Annotated in this window: 12 protein-coding genes; 3 read left to right on the top strand and 9 right to left on the bottom strand. The window is 72.1% G+C overall.

What is annotated here, in order from left to right:
* Nucleotides 1-65 precede the first annotated feature (65 nt).
* Nucleotides 66-995: a proline dehydrogenase family protein gene (locus tag BGM09_RS30415; RefSeq protein WP_188284943.1), complete on the bottom strand. Its 930-nt coding sequence runs from the start codon at nt 993-995 to the stop codon at nt 66-68.
* A gap of 169 nt (nt 996-1,164) precedes the next feature.
* On the opposite strand from BGM09_RS30415, the gene BGM09_RS30410 reads away from it, so the two are divergent.
* Complete coding sequence (locus BGM09_RS30410; protein ID WP_188284942.1) at nt 1,165-2,361, top strand: PucR family transcriptional regulator; 1,197 nt, start codon at nt 1,165-1,167, stop codon at nt 2,359-2,361.
* A 69-nt stretch (nt 2,362-2,430) separates the two neighbouring features.
* On the opposite strand, the gene BGM09_RS30405 is transcribed toward BGM09_RS30410, so the two are convergent.
* The 7 genes from BGM09_RS30405 to BGM09_RS30375 all read right to left on the bottom strand — a co-directional run bounded on the left by BGM09_RS30405 (nt 2,431) and on the right by BGM09_RS30375 (nt 12,995).
* Complete coding sequence (locus BGM09_RS30405) at nt 2,431-3,015, bottom strand: Uma2 family endonuclease (RefSeq protein WP_188284941.1); 585 nt, start codon at nt 3,013-3,015, stop codon at nt 2,431-2,433.
* Nucleotides 3,016-3,157: 142 nt separating this feature from the next.
* A complete protein-coding gene (serA, locus tag BGM09_RS30400) occupies nt 3,158-4,750 on the bottom strand; it encodes a phosphoglycerate dehydrogenase (protein ID WP_188284940.1) in 1,593 nt (530 codons plus the stop codon).
* A gap of 300 nt (nt 4,751-5,050) precedes the next feature.
* Entirely contained in the window at nt 5,051-6,049 is a 999-nt protein-coding gene (ilvC, locus tag BGM09_RS30395) for a ketol-acid reductoisomerase (RefSeq protein ID WP_188284939.1), read from the bottom strand.
* A 117-nt stretch (nt 6,050-6,166) separates the two neighbouring features.
* Nucleotides 6,167-6,694 carry an acetolactate synthase small subunit gene (gene ilvN / locus BGM09_RS30390; protein ID WP_188284938.1) on the bottom strand — a complete coding sequence of 176 codons (528 nt, stop codon included), beginning with the start codon at nt 6,692-6,694 and terminating at the stop codon, nt 6,167-6,169.
* Nucleotides 6,695-6,730: 36 nt separating this feature from the next.
* A complete protein-coding gene (locus BGM09_RS30385; protein WP_188284937.1) occupies nt 6,731-8,608 on the bottom strand; it encodes an acetolactate synthase large subunit in 1,878 nt (625 codons plus the stop codon).
* A gap of 226 nt (nt 8,609-8,834) precedes the next feature.
* Nucleotides 8,835-11,765: a putative bifunctional diguanylate cyclase/phosphodiesterase gene (locus BGM09_RS30380; RefSeq protein WP_188284936.1), complete on the bottom strand. Its 2,931-nt coding sequence runs from the start codon at nt 11,763-11,765 to the stop codon at nt 8,835-8,837.
* A 285-nt stretch (nt 11,766-12,050) separates the two neighbouring features.
* Nucleotides 12,051-12,995 (bottom strand): 2-hydroxyacid dehydrogenase, encoded by a 945-nt coding sequence (locus tag BGM09_RS30375; protein ID WP_188284988.1) that lies wholly within the window; start codon nt 12,993-12,995, stop codon nt 12,051-12,053.
* 92 nt (nt 12,996-13,087) lie between these two features.
* Here BGM09_RS30375 and BGM09_RS30370 point away from each other — a divergent pair, with 92 nt between their 5' ends.
* Both BGM09_RS30370 and BGM09_RS30365 read left to right on the top strand, forming a co-directional pair.
* Nucleotides 13,088-14,080 (top strand): aldo/keto reductase, encoded by a 993-nt coding sequence (locus BGM09_RS30370; RefSeq protein ID WP_188284935.1) that lies wholly within the window; start codon nt 13,088-13,090, stop codon nt 14,078-14,080.
* A gap of 202 nt (nt 14,081-14,282) precedes the next feature.
* On the top strand, nt 14,283-15,446 hold the full coding sequence (locus BGM09_RS30365; protein WP_188284934.1) for a PQQ-dependent sugar dehydrogenase: 1,164 nt from the start codon (nt 14,283-14,285) through the stop codon (nt 15,444-15,446).
* A gap of 15 nt (nt 15,447-15,461) precedes the next feature.
* On the opposite strand, the gene BGM09_RS30360 is transcribed toward BGM09_RS30365, so the two are convergent.
* Nucleotides 15,462-18,435 (bottom strand): helix-turn-helix transcriptional regulator (locus BGM09_RS30360; RefSeq protein WP_188284933.1); only part of this gene is annotated, 2,974 nt, incomplete at its 5' end.

Here is an 18,435-nt window from a genome sequence, read left to right as displayed (position 1 = left end):
TTCTCCTCAGAGGTGAAGGGGCGGGCTCGGCGGGAGGGGTCAGGAAGCGGGTTCAGCGGGCCGGATCAGCGGGCGGGAAGGAAGGAGCGGAGGAAGAAGGCGAGGTTCGCCGGGCGCTCCGCGAGGCGGCGCATGAAGTATCCGTACCAGTCTGCGCCGTACGGAACATAGATGCGCATACGCGTCCCTTCGTCCGCGAGCCGCCGCTGCTCCGCGGTCCGGATGCCGTACAGCATCTGGAACTCGTACGACCCGGCCGGCCGGCGGTCGCGCGCCGCCAGGTCCTGCGCGATGGCGATCATGCGCGGGTCGTGCGAGCCGACCATCGGGTAGCCGTCGCCCGCGAAGAGGATGCGCAGCGCCCGGACGTACGCCTTGTCCACCTCGGCCTTGGTCTGGAAGGCGACCGCGGCGGGCTCCTTGTACGCGCCCTTGACCAGCCGCACGCGCGAGCCCGCGACCGCGAGCGCGCGGGCGTCGTCCTCGGTGCGGAAGAGGTACGACTGGAGGACGGCGCCGGTCTGGGGATGCTCCGCACGCAAGTCGCCGAGGATCGCCAGCGTCGAGTCGACGGTGGTGTGGTCCTCCATGTCGAGGGTGACCGTGGTGCCGACCTCGGCGGCCAGTTCGGCGACCCGCCGTACGTTGGCCAGCGCGATGTCGTGGCCGCCGTCGGGCAGCGTCTGACCGAAGGCGGACAGCTTCACCGACACCTCGGCGCGGGTGCCGAGGCCGTCGTGCCGCAGCGCTTCCAGCAGCCGCAGATACGCGTCCCTGGCGGCCTGGGCGGTGGCCCGGTCGGTGACGTCCTCACCGAGGTGGTCGAGGGTGACGTCGAGGCCGGAGGCGGTGAGCGACCGCACGGTGTCCATCGCGGGGCGCAGTTCGTCGCCCGCGATGAAGCGGTTCACCACGGGACGGGTGACGGGTGCGGCGGCGACGACGCGGCGCATACGGTCGCTGCGCGAGGCGGCGAGCAACACGGGACCGAGCACGGTGGCTCCTCCGGTACGAGGGCGGGATGAGGGCGGTACGAGGGCGGGACGGACGAGGCCGGTACGAGGGGGCGGCCGTCTCCGGCCGTCGCCCCGAATCTAGGATTCGCCTACCCGTTGGACCAGCGACACCTGTCACGCATCAGGGTGTGGTCCCTCATACAGATGTATGAGGGAGAATGGACGAGTGCGTAGTGACTACGGCGGCAGCGGCGGTTTCAGTGGCTTCGGCGGCGATCTCCAGGAGCTGGTCGACGAGGTGTCGGCGCTGCTGGGGGCGCCCGCGACCTTGGAGGACCGGGACTTCCGGCTGATCGCCTTCGGCGTGCACGACGGTGACGACGGCGCGACGGACCCGGTGCGTACCCGGTCGATCCTCACCCGCGGCTCCACCACCGAGGTCCGCGCCTGGTTCGAGCAGTTCGGCATCACCCGCGCCACCGGGCCGGTACGGATTCCGGCCGCGCCCTCGGCGGGGGTCTTCCGCGGCAGACTCTGCCTGCCCGTACGGCACGGCGGCGTCGTGCACGGCTACGTCTGGCTGCTGGACGAGGCCGAGCACACCGCCGACCAGCTCGACGCGGCGATGGCGGTGGCCGCCAGGATCGGCGACCGGCTCGCGGTGACGGCCCGCGAGGGCGCGGGCACCGGCCGGGCGCTGCGCGACCTGCTGACCGCCCGCACCCGCGCCGCCCGCGACAACGCGGAGGACGCGCTGCGCACGGCGCTCGGCCCGGACGCCGACGAGCCGCACGCGCTGGTCTGCATCCGGCCGCCGTCCGGCGGCGAGGACGACCTGCCGGGGCCGCGGACGGTCCCGTCGGCCGCCGCGCTCTGTTTCGTGCCGGGCCCGCGCGGCGACTGCGTCGCGCTGCTGGTGCGGCTGCGCACCGTACAACTGCTGGCCACGGCCAGGTCAGCGGCGGCGCGGGTGCTCGGGGAGGTGGCATCGGAGGGCGCGGTGGCCGGGGTCAGCGACGGGCGCAAGTCGCTCGCCGAGCTGCCGGAGGCGTGGCGGGAGGCGGGGGACGCGGCGCGCGCCGCGCTCGCGCAGCCGCTGCACGGGCCGATCGCGAAGTGGTCGGGCATCGGCCCCTACCGTTTACTGACCGCGCTCCCGGCGGACGCCGCGCCGGACCCGGTGATCGCTCCTCTGCTCTCCCCCGCGCACAGCGAACTGGCCCACACCGCCGAGGCGTTCCTCGACAACGCCGGGCAGGCCGGCCGTACCGCCACCGCGCTGGCCATCCACCGCCAGACCCTCTACTACCGGCTCTCGCGGATCGAGCAGTTGACCGGCCTCGACCTGGCCGACGGCGAGTCGCGGCTGCTGCTCCACATGGCCCTGAAGGCGGCGCGGCTGTGAGTAGCCGTGGATTCCTCAGCGGCGTTCCTGATCGGCGACGGGCAACGCGCCTGTATGGCGCGGGGCTGCCTACATGTCGTCGATCGCGGCGAGATCGATGTCGAGGGTGAAGGGGGCCGAGAGCTTGAGCCGGTCATGGAAGATGCCCACGGGCACATAGGTGGCGGTGGCCGGCTCCAGCTCGAAGGCGTAGACGACCGGGCGGCGCCCGGTGCTCTGCTCCACCCGCCAGAAGTGGCGGATACCGGCCTCGGCGTAGAGCTGCGGCTTGCGGGTTCTGTCGCGCGCCTCCGACTCCGGGGAGACCACCTCCACCGCCAGCACCACGTCCTGTGCCGTGAACGCGGTCTCATCGCCGGTCTCCGACACCGCGGCCCGGTGCACGACCGACACGTCGGGCTCCGGTCGGTTGCGTTTGTCGAGCACCACCGTCATCTCGCGGCCCACCCGGAATTCGGCCGGAGCCTGGGCCCGCAGCGCGAATTCCAGCAGCGAGATCACCAGCGCGTGGAAATACTTCTGCGGGCTCACGAAGACAAGGCTCCCGTCGATCAGCTCGGTGTGCGGCGGGAGTTCGGGGATGCGGTCCAGGTCGTCCGCCGTGAAGCCGCCCGGGGGCGGGAACACCCAGTCCGGAAGCTGTTCGGCAGTCATGATTCCTCCCATGGAGCGGGATTCTGTCCGCGGTGATCAGACTAGCGCCGGGAAACGACGGCGCCGCCATCCTGACGAGTGAATGGCGGCGCCGTGTCGGCCGGTGGGGCCGGGTCGGCCGGGGCCTGAGCCGAACCGGGGGTCAGTCCGTCAGGTTCACCGCGCGGGCGGACGTCGCGCCGATCTCGGCGGCGATGTCGCTGAGGACACCGGCCGGGATGGTGGAGTCGACGGTCAGCGCCACCAGGGCGTCGCCGCCGGCGGCGGCGCGGGCGACCTGCATACCGGCGATGTTGACGCCGACCTCGCCGAGGATGCGGCCGAGGGTGCCGACCACGCCGGGGCGGTCGGTGTAGCGCAGGAAGGCCATGTGGTCGGCGAGCACCAGGTCGGTGTCGACGTCGCCGACCGCGACGATCTTCTGGATGTTCTTCGGGCCGGCCAGCGTGCCGGAGACCGAGACCTCGGTGCCGTCGGCGAGCGTGCCGCGTACCGTCACCAGATTGCGGTGGTTGGGCGACTCGGAGCTGGTGGTGAGGCGGACCTCGACCCCGCGCTCCTGCGCGAACAGCGGCGCGTTGACGTAGGAGACCGTCTCGGCGACGACGTCCTCGAACACGCCCTTGAGCGCGCTGAGTTCGAGCACCTTCACATCGTGCTGGGTGATCTCGCCGCTGACCTCGACGTCGAGGCGGGCCGCGACCTCCCCGGCCAGCGCGGTGAAGATCCGGCCGAGCTTCTCGGCGAGCGGCAGGCCGGGCTTGACGTCCTCGGCGATGACGCCGCCCTGGACGTTGACCGCGTCCGGGACCAGCTCACCGGCGAGCGCGAGGCGGACCGAGCGGGCGACGGCGATGCCCGCCTTCTCCTGCGCCTCGTCGGTGGAGGCGCCCAGGTGCGGGGTGGCCACCACGTTGTCGAACTGGAACAGCGGCGAGTCGGTGCACGGCTCCTTGCTGTACACGTCCAGACCCGCGCCCGCGACCCGGCCCTCCTTGAGCGCCGAGGCCAGCGCCTCCTCGTCCACGATCCCGCCGCGCGCGGCGTTCACGATCCGGACCGACGGCTTGACCTTGTGCAGCGCCTCGTCACCGATCAGGCCGAGCGTCTCGGGCGTCTTGGGCAGGTGCACGGTAATGAAGTCGGCGGCTTCGAGCAGCTCGTCCAGCGTGAGCAGCTTGACGCCCATCTGCGCGGCGCGCGCGGGCTGCACATAGGGGTCGTACGCGACGATGTTCATCCCGAAGGCGGACATCCGCTGGGCGACCAGCACGCCGATCCGGCCGAGGCCGACGACGCCGAGGGTCTTCTCGCTCAGCTCGACGCCGGTGTACTTGTTCCGCTTCCACTCGCCGTTCTTGAGCGCGGCGTTGGCCGGGGCGATGTTGCGCGCGCTGGCGATGATCAGACCGCAGGCCAGCTCGGCGGCCGTCACGATGTTGGAGGTCGGCGCGTTGACGACCATGACGCCGGCCTTGGTGGCGGCGGAGACGTCGACGTTGTCGAGGCCGACGCCCGCGCGGGCGACGACCCGGAGTTTACTCGCGGCGGCTACGGCTTCCGCGTCGACTTTGGTGGCGCTGCGGATCAAGATGGCGTCGACATCGGTGATCGCGGACAGCAGGTCGGCTCGGTCCGCCCCGTTGCAGTGCCGGATCTCGAAGTCCGGGCCGAGCGCGTCCACCGTGGCGGGCGACAGCTCTTCTGCGATGAGTACGACAGGCTTCTGGCTCACGTGGTCCTCACTTGTCCTTCGTGGGCGGCCGGTCCCGCGGTCGCTCCAGGGAGGGAGGGGATGGCATGCCGCGTGGAAGACGCACGACGCTGTGAGCCTGACGCGCTTGTTAAGGCAGTGTATCGGCGCGTTGACGGGCACCCTACGCCTTGGTGTAAGGATCACCCGAAGGTGGTTGTACGCCACGGCCAAGGGGCTTCTCACCCGCCGGACAGACCCCTTGGCCCGCCCGGCGGCCGAGAGCCCCCGAGACCGCGTGAGAGGGTGTTACGCCTCCGTTGGCCTCTCTGTTAGAGGCTGTTACGCCTCTTCGTCGACCCAGCTCATCAGCTTGCGCAGCTTGCGGCCCGTGGTCTCCAGCAGGTGGTCCTCGTCGGCCTTCTTGTACTCGTTGTACTTCGGCAGACCGGCGTTGTACTCCGCGATCCAGGCGTTGGCGAAGGTGCCGTCCTGGATCTCGCCGAGGATCTTCTTCATCTCGGCCTTGGTGTTCTCGTTGATGATCCGCGGGCCGGAGACGTAGTCGCCCCACTCGGCGGTCTCCGAGACCGACCAGCGCATCTTCTCCAGGCCGCCCTCGTACATGAGGTCCACGATCAGCTTCAGCTCGTGGAGGCACTCGAAGTACGCGATCTCCGGCTGGTAGCCCGCCTCGACCAGGGTCTCGAAACCAGCCTTGACCAGCGCGGAGGTGCCGCCGCACAGGACCGCCTGCTCACCGAAGAGGTCGGTCTCGGTCTCCTCGGTGAAGGTGGTCTTGATGACGCCGGCGCGGGTGCCGCCGATGCCCTTGGCGTACGACAGGGCCAGCGGGAAGCCCTTGCCGGTGGCGTCCTGCTCGACAGCGGCGATGCAGGGCACGCCGCGGCCTTCCTCGTACTGACGGCGGACCAGGTGGCCGGGGCCCTTGGGGGCGACCATGCACACGTCGACACCGGCCGGCGGCTTGATGAAGCCGAACCGGATGTTGAGGCCGTGGCCGAAGAAGAGGGCGTCGCCGTCCTTCAGGTTGTCCTTGATGGACTCCTCGTAGACCTTGGCCTGGATCGGGTCCGGGACCAGGATCATGATCACGTCGGCTTCGGCGGCGGCCTCGGCCACCGACACCACGCGCAGGCCCTGCTCCTCGGCCACGGTCTTGGACTTGGAGCCCTCGTGCAGACCGACGCGCACGTCGACGCCCGAGTCACGCAGCGACAGCGCGTGGGCGTGGCCCTGGCTGCCGTATCCGATGACCGCGACCTTGCGGCCCTGGATGATGGACAGGTCGGCGTCGTCGTCGTAGAACAGCTCGGCCACTTCGGGTCTCTCCTTGGATCGGGTTGTGCTGCCCACCGTACGACGGGTGGGGACACGGGGGTTGCGGGGTCTCGCCATACGGATTCGGGCGAGCAGGCGTGACGTGACGCCGCGGTGCTACGCGGAGCGGTCCAGCGCGCGCAGGCTGCGGTCGGTGATGGAACGGGCGCCCCGGCCGACGGCGATGGTGCCGGACTGGACGAGTTCCTTGATGCCGAAGGGCTCCAGCATCTTGAGCATGGCCTCCAGCTTGTCGGCGCCGCCGGTGGCCTCGATGGTGACGGCCTCCGGGGAGACGTCCACGGTCTTGGCGCGGAAGAGCTGGACGATCTCCACGATCTGGGAGCGCGAGTCGTTGTCGGCCCGCACCTTCACCAGAACGAGTTCGCGCTGAACCGCCGACGCGGGGTCGAGTTCGACGATCTTCAGCACGTTGACGAGCTTGTTGAGCTGCTTGGTGACCTGCTCCAGCGGCAGTTCGTCCAGCACGTTGACCACGATGGTGATGCGGGAGATCTCGGGGTGCTCGGTGGTGCCGACCGCGAGGGAGTCGATGTTGAAGCCGCGCCGGGAGAACAGCGCGGTGATCCGGGCGAGGACACCGGGCTTGTTCTCCACCAGGACGGAGAGGGTGTGCTTGGACATGGTCGGGATTCCTTCTCTCACGTGTCCGCGGTCGCTTCAGTCGTCCAGCTCGTCGCTGAAGTCCGGGCGGACGTCGCGGGCGGCCATGATCTCGTCGTTGGAGGTGCCTGCGGCGACCATCGGCCACACCATCGCGTCCTCGTGGACGATGAAGTCCACGACCACCGGGCGGTCGTTGATGGAGTTGGCCTTGGCGATGACCGCGTCCAGCTCCTCGGGGGTCTCGCAGCGCAAGCCCACGCAGCCCATCGCCTCGGACAGCTTCACGAAGTCCGGGACGCGGGTGCCGCGGTTCTGGATCGAGCCGACGCCCTGCGTGGAGCCGGGGACGTTCTCGGCGCCGGAGTGCAGCACGGTGTTGGAGAACCGCTCGCCGTAGAAGAGGTTCTGCCACTGGCGGACCATGCCCAGCGCGCCGTTGTTGATGATCGCGATCTTGACCGGGATGTTGTTGAGCGCGCAGGTGACCAGTTCCTGGTTGGTCATCTGGAAGCAGCCGTCGCCGTCGATCGCCCAGACCGTGGCGTCGGGGCGGCCGGCCTTGGCGCCCATGGCGGCCGGGACCGCGTAGCCCATGGTGCCCGCGCCGCCGGAGTTGAACCAGGTGGAGGGCTTCTCGTACTTGATGAACTGCGCGGCCCACATCTGGTGCTGGCCGACGCCCGCGGCGAACAGCGTGCCCTCCGGGGCGAGTTGGCCGATCCGCTCGATGACCTGCTGCGGGGACAGGCTGCCGTCGGCCGGCAGGTCGTAGCCGAGCGGGTAGGTGTTGCGCCAGAAGTTCAGGTGCTCCCACCAGCCGGTGTAGTCGCCCTTGTGACCGGCCTCGTGGTCGGCCTGGACGGCGACGATCAGATCGGCGAGCACCTCGCGGGCGTCACCGACGATCGGGACGTCCGCGACGCGGTTCTTGGAGATCTCGGCCGGGTCGATGTCGGCGTGCACGACCTTGGCGTACGGCGCGAAGGTGTCGAGGCGGCCGGTGACGCGGTCGTCGAAACGGGCGCCGAGGGCGACGATCAGGTCGGCCTTCTGGAGCGCGGTGACCGCGGCGACGTCGCCGTGCATGCCGGGCATGCCGACGTGCTGAGGGTGGCTGTCGGGGAAGGAGCCGAGCGCCATCAAGGTGGTGGTGACGGGCGCGCCGGTCAGTTCGGCGAGGATGCGCAGCTCGCCGGTGGCGCGGGCCTTCATGACGCCGCCGCCGACGTAGAGCACCGGACGCCTGGCCTCGTTGATCAGCCGGGCGGCCTCGCGGATCTGCTTGGCGTGCGGCTTGGTCACCGGGCGGTAGCCGGGCAGGTCCTGCTGCGGCGGCCAGGAGAAGGTCGTCTCGTTCTGCATCGCGTCCTTGGCGATGTCGACCAGGACCGGGCCGGGGCGGCCGGTGGAGGCGATGTGGAACGCCTCGGCGATGGTGCGCGGGATGTCGGCCGCGTCGGTGACCAGGAAGTTGTGCTTGGTGATCGGCATGGTGATGCCGCAGATGTCCGCCTCCTGGAAGGCGTCGGTCCCGATGGCCTTGGCGGCGACCTGCCCGGTGATGGCGACGATCGGCACCGAGTCCATGTGGGCGTCGGCGATCGGCGTCACGAGGTTGGTCGCGCCGGGGCCCGAGGTGGCCATGCACACGCCGACCTTGCCGGTGGCCTGCGCGTAGCCGGTGGCGGCGTGGCCCGCGCCCTGCTCGTGCCTGACCAGGATGTGCCGGACCTTCGCGGAGTCCATGAGCGGGTCGTACGCGGGCAGGATCGCGCCCCCGGGAATGCCGAATACCGTGTCGGCGCCAACGGCCTCGAGGGAGCGGATGAGCGACTGCGCGCCCGTCATGCGCTCGGGGGTGGCTGCTGCGGCGGGAGCCGCGCTGCGGGTCCGCGGCTGCGGATGGTGGGACCCGTTGGCCTGCTCGGTCATCTGCGTTCTCTTCTCTCGAAGATGGGGGTGATGAGGGTTGTGTGGGGGTGTCCGACGGGGGCCGGACAACAAAAAACCCCTCGTGCCGTGAGGCAGGCGAGGGGAGCGCGTCGGTGCGTGTGCGAGGTTGTCCTGACAGACATGGCCTCGGTCAGCCGACGCGCTTTCCAAGTACGAGAATTCGGGTGCGCATGGCCTTGACCTTCCTCCCGGACCCCGGCGGGTGTCAAGCCGGTGGGACACGCGTCTCATTATGTGAGCGACGCGAGGGCAGCGGAAGTCCGTTCGATGTGACCTGTTCACGGGGTGTTTCCCGCGGTACGGGATAGCCGCCGCGGGTCAGCGAGCCGCGCAGCCGGTGCTCGTCCAGCGGCCCAGAGAAGGCCATGCCCTGGCCGTGCGTACAGCCCATGTCGCGCAGGACGTGCAGCTGCTCGGGGCGGTCCACGCCGTCGGCGACGCTGCCCACGCCCAGGTCGTGGGCGATCCGCAGCAGACCGCGGGTGATCTTGTACAAGCGGGCGGATTCCACGACGCCCTCCACGAAGCAGCGGTCGAGCTTGACGAGGTCGACGGGGAGTCTGCGCAGCGCGGTGAGCGAGGCGTAGCCGCCGCCGAAGCCGCCGAGCGCGATCCGTACGCCCATCCTGCGCAGCGCCGACAGCCGCCGCTCCAGGTCGTCCAGGGCGATCCGGGGGTCGCCGCCCGCCAGTTCCAGCACGAGGCCGCCGGGGGGCAGTCCGTGCCGGGTGAGCATGGTCTCGATGCCGGACACGGGGAGGTCGCGGTGGAGCAGGCGGTGGGCGGGGAGCCGGACGGCGACGGGGACGGTGTGACCGGCCCCGTACCGCAGCGCCGCCTGTTCCACCGCTTGTTCGAGCAGCCACCGCCCCAGCTCTAAGGAACGGTCGGTGTCCTCGGTGGCGCGCAGGAATTCGGCGGGGGTGAAGAGGATGCCCTGCGCGGACCGCCAGCGGGCCTGCGCCTCGACGGAGGTGACCCGGCCGCTGTCCAGTTCCACCACGGGCTGGTGGAGCAGGGTGAACTCGCCGTCGTGCAGCGCCTTGCGGAGCCTGGTGGCCAGTTCGGTGCGGCGGACGACGTCGGCCTGCATCTGCGGTGCGTAGACCTCGACGCGGCCCTTGCCCGCCTGCTTGGCGCGGTACATCGCCAGGTCCGCGTTGCGCATCAGCTCGCCGGGGGTGGCGCCGGGTTCGGCGAAGGCGATGCCGATGCTGGCGGCGACCCGTACCTCGCCGCCCTCCACGCGGTACGGCTCGCAGAGCACCGACCGCAGGCGTTCGGCGATGTCGAGGATCTGGAACTCGCGCTCACGCGGGTCGGCGCTGGCGCCGCAGACCAGGGCGGCGAACTCGTCGCCGCCGAGCCGGGCCGCGGTGTCACCGGAGCGCAGCGCGTCCCGTATCCGCCGGGCGGCCTGGACGAGCAGTTCGTCGCCCGCCTGGTGGCCGACCGTGTCGTTGACGGCCTTGAAGCCGTCGAGGTCGACGTAGAGCAGGGCGGCGTGGGTGTCACCGGCCCGCCGGCCGCTCAGGGCGCGGGTGACGCGCTCGGTGAACAGCGCGCGGTTGGGCAGGTCGGTGAGCGGGTCGTGCGAGGCGTTGTGCTGCAACTGGGCCTGGAGCCTGACGCGTTCGGTGACGTCCCGGCTGTTGAAGATCAGACCGCCCTGGTAGCGGTTGACGCTGGACTCGACGCTGAGCCAGCAGTCGTCGGCCGTCGAGCCGTCCCGGTTGCGGGTGTGACCGGAGCGGATGCGGCACTCGATCCGGGTGGCGGGTTCGTCGCCGGGCGGCGCGGCGAGGAATCTGCGCACCTCGTGGACGACGCGTCCCAGGTCGTCGGGGTGGATGTGCGCGGCCAGTTCGGTGCCGACCAGTTCCTCCGGGTCGCGGCCGTAGACGCCCTGCGCGGCGGGGCTGACGTAGCGCAGCACTCCGGTGGGCGCGGCGATCATGATGACGTCGCTCGACCCCTGGACCAGGGAGCGGAAGTGGTTCTCCTTCTGGGCCAGTTCCTGGGTGAGCGAGATGTTGTCGAGCAGCATGATGCCCTGGCGTACGACGAGGGCGAGGACGACGGTGCAGCCGGTGAAGAGGACGACGCGGTCGCACTTCTGGCCGGTGATCACGTTGTAGAGGATGCCGAGGGTGCAGACGGCGGCGGCCAGATACGGCGTGAGGGCGGCGAGCGAGCCGGTGACCTTGCGGGTCGCGGTGGCGGCGGTGCGCCGCACCGGGTCGGTGCGGGTGCCGGTCCACGGCGCGTACGCCAGCAGCATGCTGCCCGCGAACCAGCCCGCGTCGAGGATCTGGCCCGAGCGGTAGTGCTCGCGCAGGATCGGCGAGGTGAACAGGGCGTCGCACAGCACGGTCATGGCGAGCGCGGCGATGGCGGTGTTGACCGCGGCGCGGTTGGCGGCCGAGCGCCGGAAGTGCAGTGCGAGCACCATGCTGACCAGCACGATGTCCAGCAGCGGGTAGGCCAGCGAGAGCGCCATGCGGGCCGTGCTCGGGCCGTCCCAGGCCGCGGTGCGGGCGAGCGCCAGGCTCCACGACAAGGTGAGCAGCGAGCCGCCGATCAGCGACGCGTCCAGCGCCAGGCAGACCCAACCGGCTCTGGTGACCGGGCGTTTGGCCAGTACGAGCAGGCCGATGATGGCGGGCGGCGCGAACATCAGGAAGCAGAAGTCGGCGGCGGAGGTCTGCGGCACCGGGCGGCGCAGCACCACCTCGTACCAGCCCCAGATGCCGTTGCCGAGCGCGACCATCGCGGAGGAGACCGCGAACAGCAGCCAGGCGGGGCGGTGTTGGCCGCAGACCTTGCGTGCGTAGACCAGCGAGGAGACGGTGGCGGTGGCCGCGGCGGCGGAGAGGCCGAAGTCGCCCATGACCAGGGCGACTTCGCTGGAGCCCCAGCCGAGCACGGCACCGGTGGTGTAGCCGCCGCACAGGACCGCGACCAGGAGTTGGGGCAGCAGGCCCGCCCGGCCGCCGCGCGCCGAAGGGCGGGCGAGCACCGCCCCGGTGGAGCTCACCGTGCGGTCCGGTGTCGTCGGCGCGGGCCGAACGGCCGCGGTGTGCTGCTCAGTACGGCGCTCCGGGCCCGCGCGCTGGAGTGACCGGAGTGAGTCCATTGGCCGTGCATCGCCCATCGCCCCCCTTCACTTGCTCGTCGTTCACACCACCGTGGCCGTCCCTCCCGGCCCCGGTGAGTCCCCCGGTCGGGACGATACACCAGATCCGTCACTCAGGGACATAGTTCCTCTACTCAGCGTAACCACAGGGAAGATGGCGGATCGGCGCGCGGTCACCGTGTGCCGAAGGGGCGCCCTCCCCCGTGCTGTAGGCGTGCCCGTCCCACGTCACGCGTACGCATCGGCCGCCGGTCGGCGGCCTCGGGTTCACGAGTGCGGTGCCGGTCAGCTGGTCGCGACGACGTTCTCCAGCGGTGCACCGGCCGCGAAGCGTACGAGCTGGTCGCGGATCAGCCGCTGGGCGCGCGGCATGAAGGCGGAGGTGCTGCCGCCCGTGTGCGGGCTGATCAGCACGCCCGGCGCGTGCCACAACGGGTGCCCCGGGGGCAGCGGTTCGGGGTCGGTGACATCGAGCGCCGCGGTCAGCCGCCCCGACCCGGTCTCGGCGAGCAGCGCCCCGGTGTCGACGACCGGGCCGCGCGCCATGTTCACCAGCAGCGCGCCGTCCTTCATCCGGGCCAGGAACTCCGCGCCGGCCAGGCCGCGGGTCTGCTCGGTCAGCGGGGTGGTGAGCACCACCACGTCGGCGGACGGAAGGAGGCGCGGCAGCTCGGAGAGGGCGTGCACCGGTCCGCGCGGCGCGTTCCTGGCGCCGCGCGCCACCCGCACCACCTCGCACTCGAACGGGACCAGCCGCTCCTCGACGGCCGCGCCGATCGAGCCGTACCCGACGATCAGCACCTCGCGGTCGGCGAGCGCCGGGTAGAAACCGCCGTGCCACTCCTCGGCGTCCTGGCCGCGTACGAAGCGCGGGATACCGCGCAGCGAGGCGAGGACGAGCGCGAGGGCGAGTTCGGCGGTGCTCGCCTCGTGCACCCCGCGCGCGTTGCACAGGCGCACGCCGGGCGGCAGTCCCTTCAGGTGCGGCAGGATGTGGTCCACTCCGGCGCTGAGCGTCTGCACGGCGCGCACCCCGGTCATCCGCGGCAGCGGCAGCGCTCCCGCGGTCGCGCCCTTCATGTAGGGGACGACGTAGAAGGCGGCGTCCGCAGGGTCGGCGGGGAAGTCACCGTCACCGTCCCAGAAGACGTACTCGAAGGCGTCCGGCAGTCCGTCCACGCCCTCGGGCGGCACGGAGAGCCACACCTGGGGACGGCGGTCTCGGGTCATGTCGTTCATGGTCAGGAGGCTATGACACAGTGGGGCGGCGGCTGGGACCGGTCCGGCGGATCACGAACGGCCCTTTGAGGGAGGACGGTCGGGTGGAGCGCAGGACAATCGGTGCAGCAGCTCTCGAAGTGGGCGCCGTGGGCCTGGGATGCATGCCGATGAGCTGGGCGTACAGCACCTCGCGCCAGGACGGCGAGACATCGCTGCGGGCCGTGCACACCGCGCTCGACATGGGTTCGACGCTGCTGGACACCGCCGACATGTACGGCCCGTTCACCAACGAGCTTCTGCTGGGGCGGGTGTTGAAGGAACGGCGGCGCGACGCGTTCGTCTCCACCAAGTGCGGGCTGCTCGTCGGCGAGCAGCACATCGTCGCCAACGGCCGTCCCGGGTACGTCAAACGCGCCTGTGACGCGTCGCTGCGCCGCCTCCAGACCGACGTCATCGACCTCTACCAGCTCCACCGGGTGGACGGCGAGGTGCCCATCGAGGAGACCTGGGGCGCGATGGCGGAACTGGTCGCGGCGGGCAAGGTGCGGGCGCTGGGCCTGTGCGCGGTCGGCGCGCGCGGCAACCGCCGTACCGGCGCGCACCTGCACGACGAGACGGTCCGGCACCTCGTACGCGCCCAGCAGGTCTTCCCGGTCAGCTGTGTGCAGGCCGAGCTGTCGGTGTGGGCGGCCGAGGCCCTGGAGTCGCTGCTGCCGTGGTGCGTGGCGCGCGGGATCGGCTTCATGGCCGCGATGCCGCTGGGCAACGGCTTCCTCACCGGCACGCTGACGCCCGGCGGCGGTTTCGAGCCGGACGACCTGCGCGCCCGGCATCCGCGCTTCACCGCCGAGATGATGGCCGCCAACCAGCCCGTGGTGGCCGGGCTGCGCCGGGTGGCGCAGCGGCACGACGCGACCGCCGCACAGGTCGCCCTGGCCTGGGTCCTCGCCCAGGGGCCGCATGTCGTGCCGGTCCCCGGCGCCAAGTCGGCCCGCTGGACGGCGGAGAACGCCGGGGCCGCGCGGCTGCGGCTGACCTCGGACGACCTGTCGGAGATCGCGGAGCTGCCCGCCGCGCGCGGCTCGTGGGACTGACGCGGGTCTGCCGTACGGCCCCGGCGGGTACGGGTGACCGGCGAGCGGGACGCGGCTCGCGTGTGATGTGCTGGGGCGAAACGAGGGAGTGAGCGCCGTGAGGTCTTGGAGCGCGACCTGGAGCACGTCTCGGAGCACGTCTTGGAGCACGTCTCGGAGCACGGTGCACCGCGGGCCGGTCCGCCGGACGGCGGCCGGGGCCATGGCCGCCGTGGCCGTACTGGTCCTCGGCGGCTGCTCGTCGGACGGCCCGAATCTCGTCACTCCCCGGCCGTCGGGCAGCGGCGGCTCGCCGTCCGCGCCCGCGGCGAGCGGCGGTACGGCCGGGACCACCGCCCCGCCGACGAGCCCGTCGGAGTCCGCCGCGCCCGCCAAGGGCACCGCGAAGGTGACCGGCACCGTCGCCTCCGGACTCGACACCCCGTGGGGCGTCGCGACGCTGCCCGACGGCACCCTGCTGGTCGGCTCCCGCGACACCGGCAAGATCGTCCGCGTGGACCCGGTCAAGAGGACCACCAGCGCGGTCGGCACCGTGCCCGGCGTCCAGGCGGGCGGCGAGGGCGGCCTGCTCGGCCTCGCGGTCTCCCCCGACTTCGGCTCCGACCGGCTGGTCTACGCGTACTTCACGACCGCGTCGGACAACCGCATCGTCCGCATGCTGTACGACACCTCGCGCGCCAAGGGCCAGCAACTCGGCGCCCCCGACACGATCCTGCGGGGCATCCCCAGCGGCACCATCCACAACGGCGGGCGGATCGCCTTCGGCCCCGACAAGATGCTGTACGCCGGGACCGGTGAGACCAACCAGCGCGGGCTCGCGCAGGACAAGTCCTCGCTCGCCGGGAAGATCCTGCGGATGACGCCCGACGGGCAGCCGCCGCAGGACAACCCCACGCCCGGCTCGCTCGACTACTCCGACGGCCACCGCAATGTGCAGGGCCTGGCCTGGGACGACAAGGGCCGCCTGTGGGCCTCGGAGTTCGGCCAGGACACCTGGGACGAGCTGAATCTCATCGAGCCCGGCAAGAACTACGGCTGGCCGGTCGTCGAGGGCATCGCGCACCGCGCGGGGTACGTCGATCCCGTCGCCCAGTGGCACACCGACCAGGCGTCGCCCAGCGGGATCGCCTACGCCGCCGGGTCCATCTGGATGGCGGCCCTGCACGGCGCCCGCCTGTGGCGCATCCCCCTCGACGGCACGCACACCGCCGCCGCCCCGCAGTCCTTCTTCACCGGCGCCTACGGCCGCCTGCGCACCGTCGTCGCCGCCGACGACGGCACCTTGTACCTGACGACCAGCAACACCGACGGCCGCGGCACCCCCGCCAAGGGCGACGACCGCGTCCTGCACCTCACGGTGAGCTGACCCGCGCGGGCCGGGTCAGGACGCCGCCGGGGCGAAGAGGTTCAGCCGGTGGGCCAGCGCGGCGGCCTCACCGCGGGTGGACAGGGAGAGCTTGGCGAGGATGTTGGAGACGTGAACGCTCGCCGTCTTGGGTGAGATGAACAGGACTTCGGCGACCTGACGGTTGGTGAGGCCGTCCGCGACCAGGCGGAGCACATCGCGTTCACGGGCGGTGAGCCCGAGGGATTCGACGGGGTCCGCGGCGGGGGGCGCGGGGCTGTCCAGGGGCAGCCGGCCACGCTGGGCCAGTCGGGTGATCCGGTCGCGCAGGGGGCGCGCGGCGAAGGCGTCCGCCGTCGCGTACGCCTGCGCGAGCAGGCACCCGGCCTCCGCACGGCCCTCGGAGCCCGCGGCCAGCAGCGCCTCGGCGTGCCGGTGGCGTACGTCGGCCAGCTCGTACGGCCGTTCCTGGCGGGCGAAGGCGAGCGCGGCGGCGGCCCACAGGTCGGGCTCCGTACGGCCTTCGGCGCGGGCCAGTTCGGCGTCCACCACCAGGGCGTACGCCTCGGCGAGCGGCGTCGGCCTGGACAGTTCGCGGGCGGCGGCCCGGATACGTTCCAGGACGCGCGGGTCGGCGGCGCCGTCGGCCTCCGCGGCGGCTCCCGCGGCGAGCAGGGGCCAGGCGAAGCGGGTGGACCCGGTGGCGAAGCCGCTGTCGACCGCGCCGAGGAGTTCACGGCGCGCGTCGTCGAACCGGCCCTGAGCCGCGGCCAGTTGGAGTGCGAGGGTGCGGCTCGGGATGAGGTGCTGCGGCTGCGTGTCGTGGAGGAGGCCGGTCCGGGCCGCGGCCTGGTAGCGGACGGCGGCCTCGGTGTCGCCGAGCAGCAGGGCGAGGAATCCGTGGTGCATCTCGATGCCCGCGCGCGGATACGAGCCCTCGGCGTACCGCAGCGCCTCGGCGAGGGCGACGGCGGCCTCCGCGTACCGGCCGAGCGAGATCAGCGACTCACCCTCGTTGGTGAGCAGCCACGAGCGGATGCCGAGCGAGACGCGCGCGCCGATCAGCCGCTGGCCCTCGCGGGCGACGGCGACGGCCTCGCGGGAGCGGCCCGCGCCCTCCAGGACGGAGGACAGGTTGCCGTAGGTGCGGGCGATGGCGCCGGGCACCGCGTGGTCGCCGCTGAGCAGCCGCCGTACCTCCTCGACCTCCGCGATGCCGCCGTCGATGTCACCGCCGTCGGCCTGGAGCAGGCCGAGGGTGACGCGGGCGTGCAGTTCGGTGTCGCGGGCGCCGGCCTGCCGGGCGTACTCGACGGCGCGGCGCCCGATGTCGATGCCCTCGGCGCCGGATTTGTGCACCATGATCCAGCTCGCGATCATCGTGAGGACCTCGGCGTGCGCGGCGGACGGCGGCTGGCCGCGGACCAGTTCGCGGGCGCGCGACAGCTCGTCCCAGCCGTCGCCGCGGCCCAGCGCCTCGGTGACGCGGGAGCGCTGCGCCCAGAACCAGGCGGCGCGCAGCGGGTCGTCGCCGCTGTCGTCGCGGTCCATCAGCCGCAGTGCCCGCTTGGCCATCGCGTGCGCACGCTCCCGCTCGCCGCCGAGCCGGGCGGCGACGGTGACCTCGGCGAGCAGGTCGAGCAGGCTCAGCGGGGTGTCGGGGTGGCAGCCGCACGCCGGGTACGCCTCCGCGTAGTCGGCGGGCCGCAGCTCGGCGCGGGTCTCCTCGGGAGCGTCGTCCCACAGTTCGAGCGCGCGTTCCAGCAGCCGGTACTGCTCGGCGTACGCGTGCCGCCGCCTGGCCTCGACGGAGGCGCGCAGGACGGCGGGCAGCGCCTTGGCCGGGTCGTGGGCGGCGTACCAGTAGCTGGCGAGCCGCGCGGCCCGCTCGTCGGCGCGGACGAGCGTCGGGTCGGCCTCGACGGCCCGCGCGTACCGCCGGTTGATCCGGCTGCGCTCGCCGGGCAGCAGGTCGTCGCCGACGGCCTCGCGGACCAGGGAGTGCCGGAAGCGGTAGCCCTCACCGCTGTCGGAGGGCAGCAGGATGTTGGCGCCCACGGCGGTGCGCAGCGCGTCCAGCAGGGCGTCCTCGTCCAGTCCCGTAATGGCCTCGAGCAGCCGGTACTCGACGGTGCTGCCGCCTTCCGCGACGAATTTCGCCACCCGCTGGGCGTCGTCCGACAGCGCCTCGACGCGGACCAGCAGCAGGTCGCGGAGGGATTCGCTGATGCCGGTGGCGCAGCCGCGGGTGATGCTGCACGCCAGTTCCTCGACGAAGAAGGGGTTGCCGTCCGAGCGGGTGAAGACCTCGTCCACGACGGCGTCCGCGGGCTCCGTGCCGAGGATCGACGCGAGCTGACGGCGTACCTCGGCGCGGCTGAAGCGGGGCAGTTCGATGCGCTTGACCGTCCGCAGCCGGTCGGTCTCGGCGAGGAAGGGCCGCAGCGGGTGCCTGCGGTGGATGTCATCGGCGCGGTAGGTGCCCGCGATCAGCACGCGGGCCCGCTGGAGCGAGCGGAAGAGGTACGCCAGCAGCTCGCGGGTGGAGCGGTCGGCCCAGTGCAGGTCCTCCAGGACGACGACGAGCGTACGGTCGGCGCCGAGGCGTTCCAGCAGGCGGGCGGTGAGCTCGAAGAGGCGGACCCGGCCGTCCTCGTCATGCGGGTCGCGCGGCAGGCCGCCGCCGGATTCGGCCAGCTCGGGCAGGAGCCGGGCCAGCTCGGCCTCCTGCCCGGCCGCGGCGGCCGTCAGCTCGGCGCCGAGCGCCCGGTACAGGGCGCGCAGCGCCGTCGAGATCGGGGCGAACGGCAGTCCGTCCGCGCCGATCTCCACGCAGCCGCCGACCGCGGTGACGGCGCCGGCCGCCCGCGCGGCGGCCACGAATTCCTCGGTCAGCCGGGTCTTGCCGACCCCCGCCTCCCCGCCGATCAGCACCGCCTGCGGCTCCCCCGCCGCCGCGGCGGCCAGCGCGGCGCCGAGCTTCGCCAGCTCGGCGTCACGGCCAATGAAC

Origin of the sequence: Streptomyces sp. CBMA29 (assembly GCF_014596445.1) — a bacterium.
Lineage (GTDB): Bacteria > Actinomycetota > Actinomycetes > Streptomycetales > Streptomycetaceae > Actinacidiphila.
The sequence above is the reverse complement of the archived record's forward strand: the minus strand, read 5'-3'. Positions and strand labels throughout refer to the sequence as shown.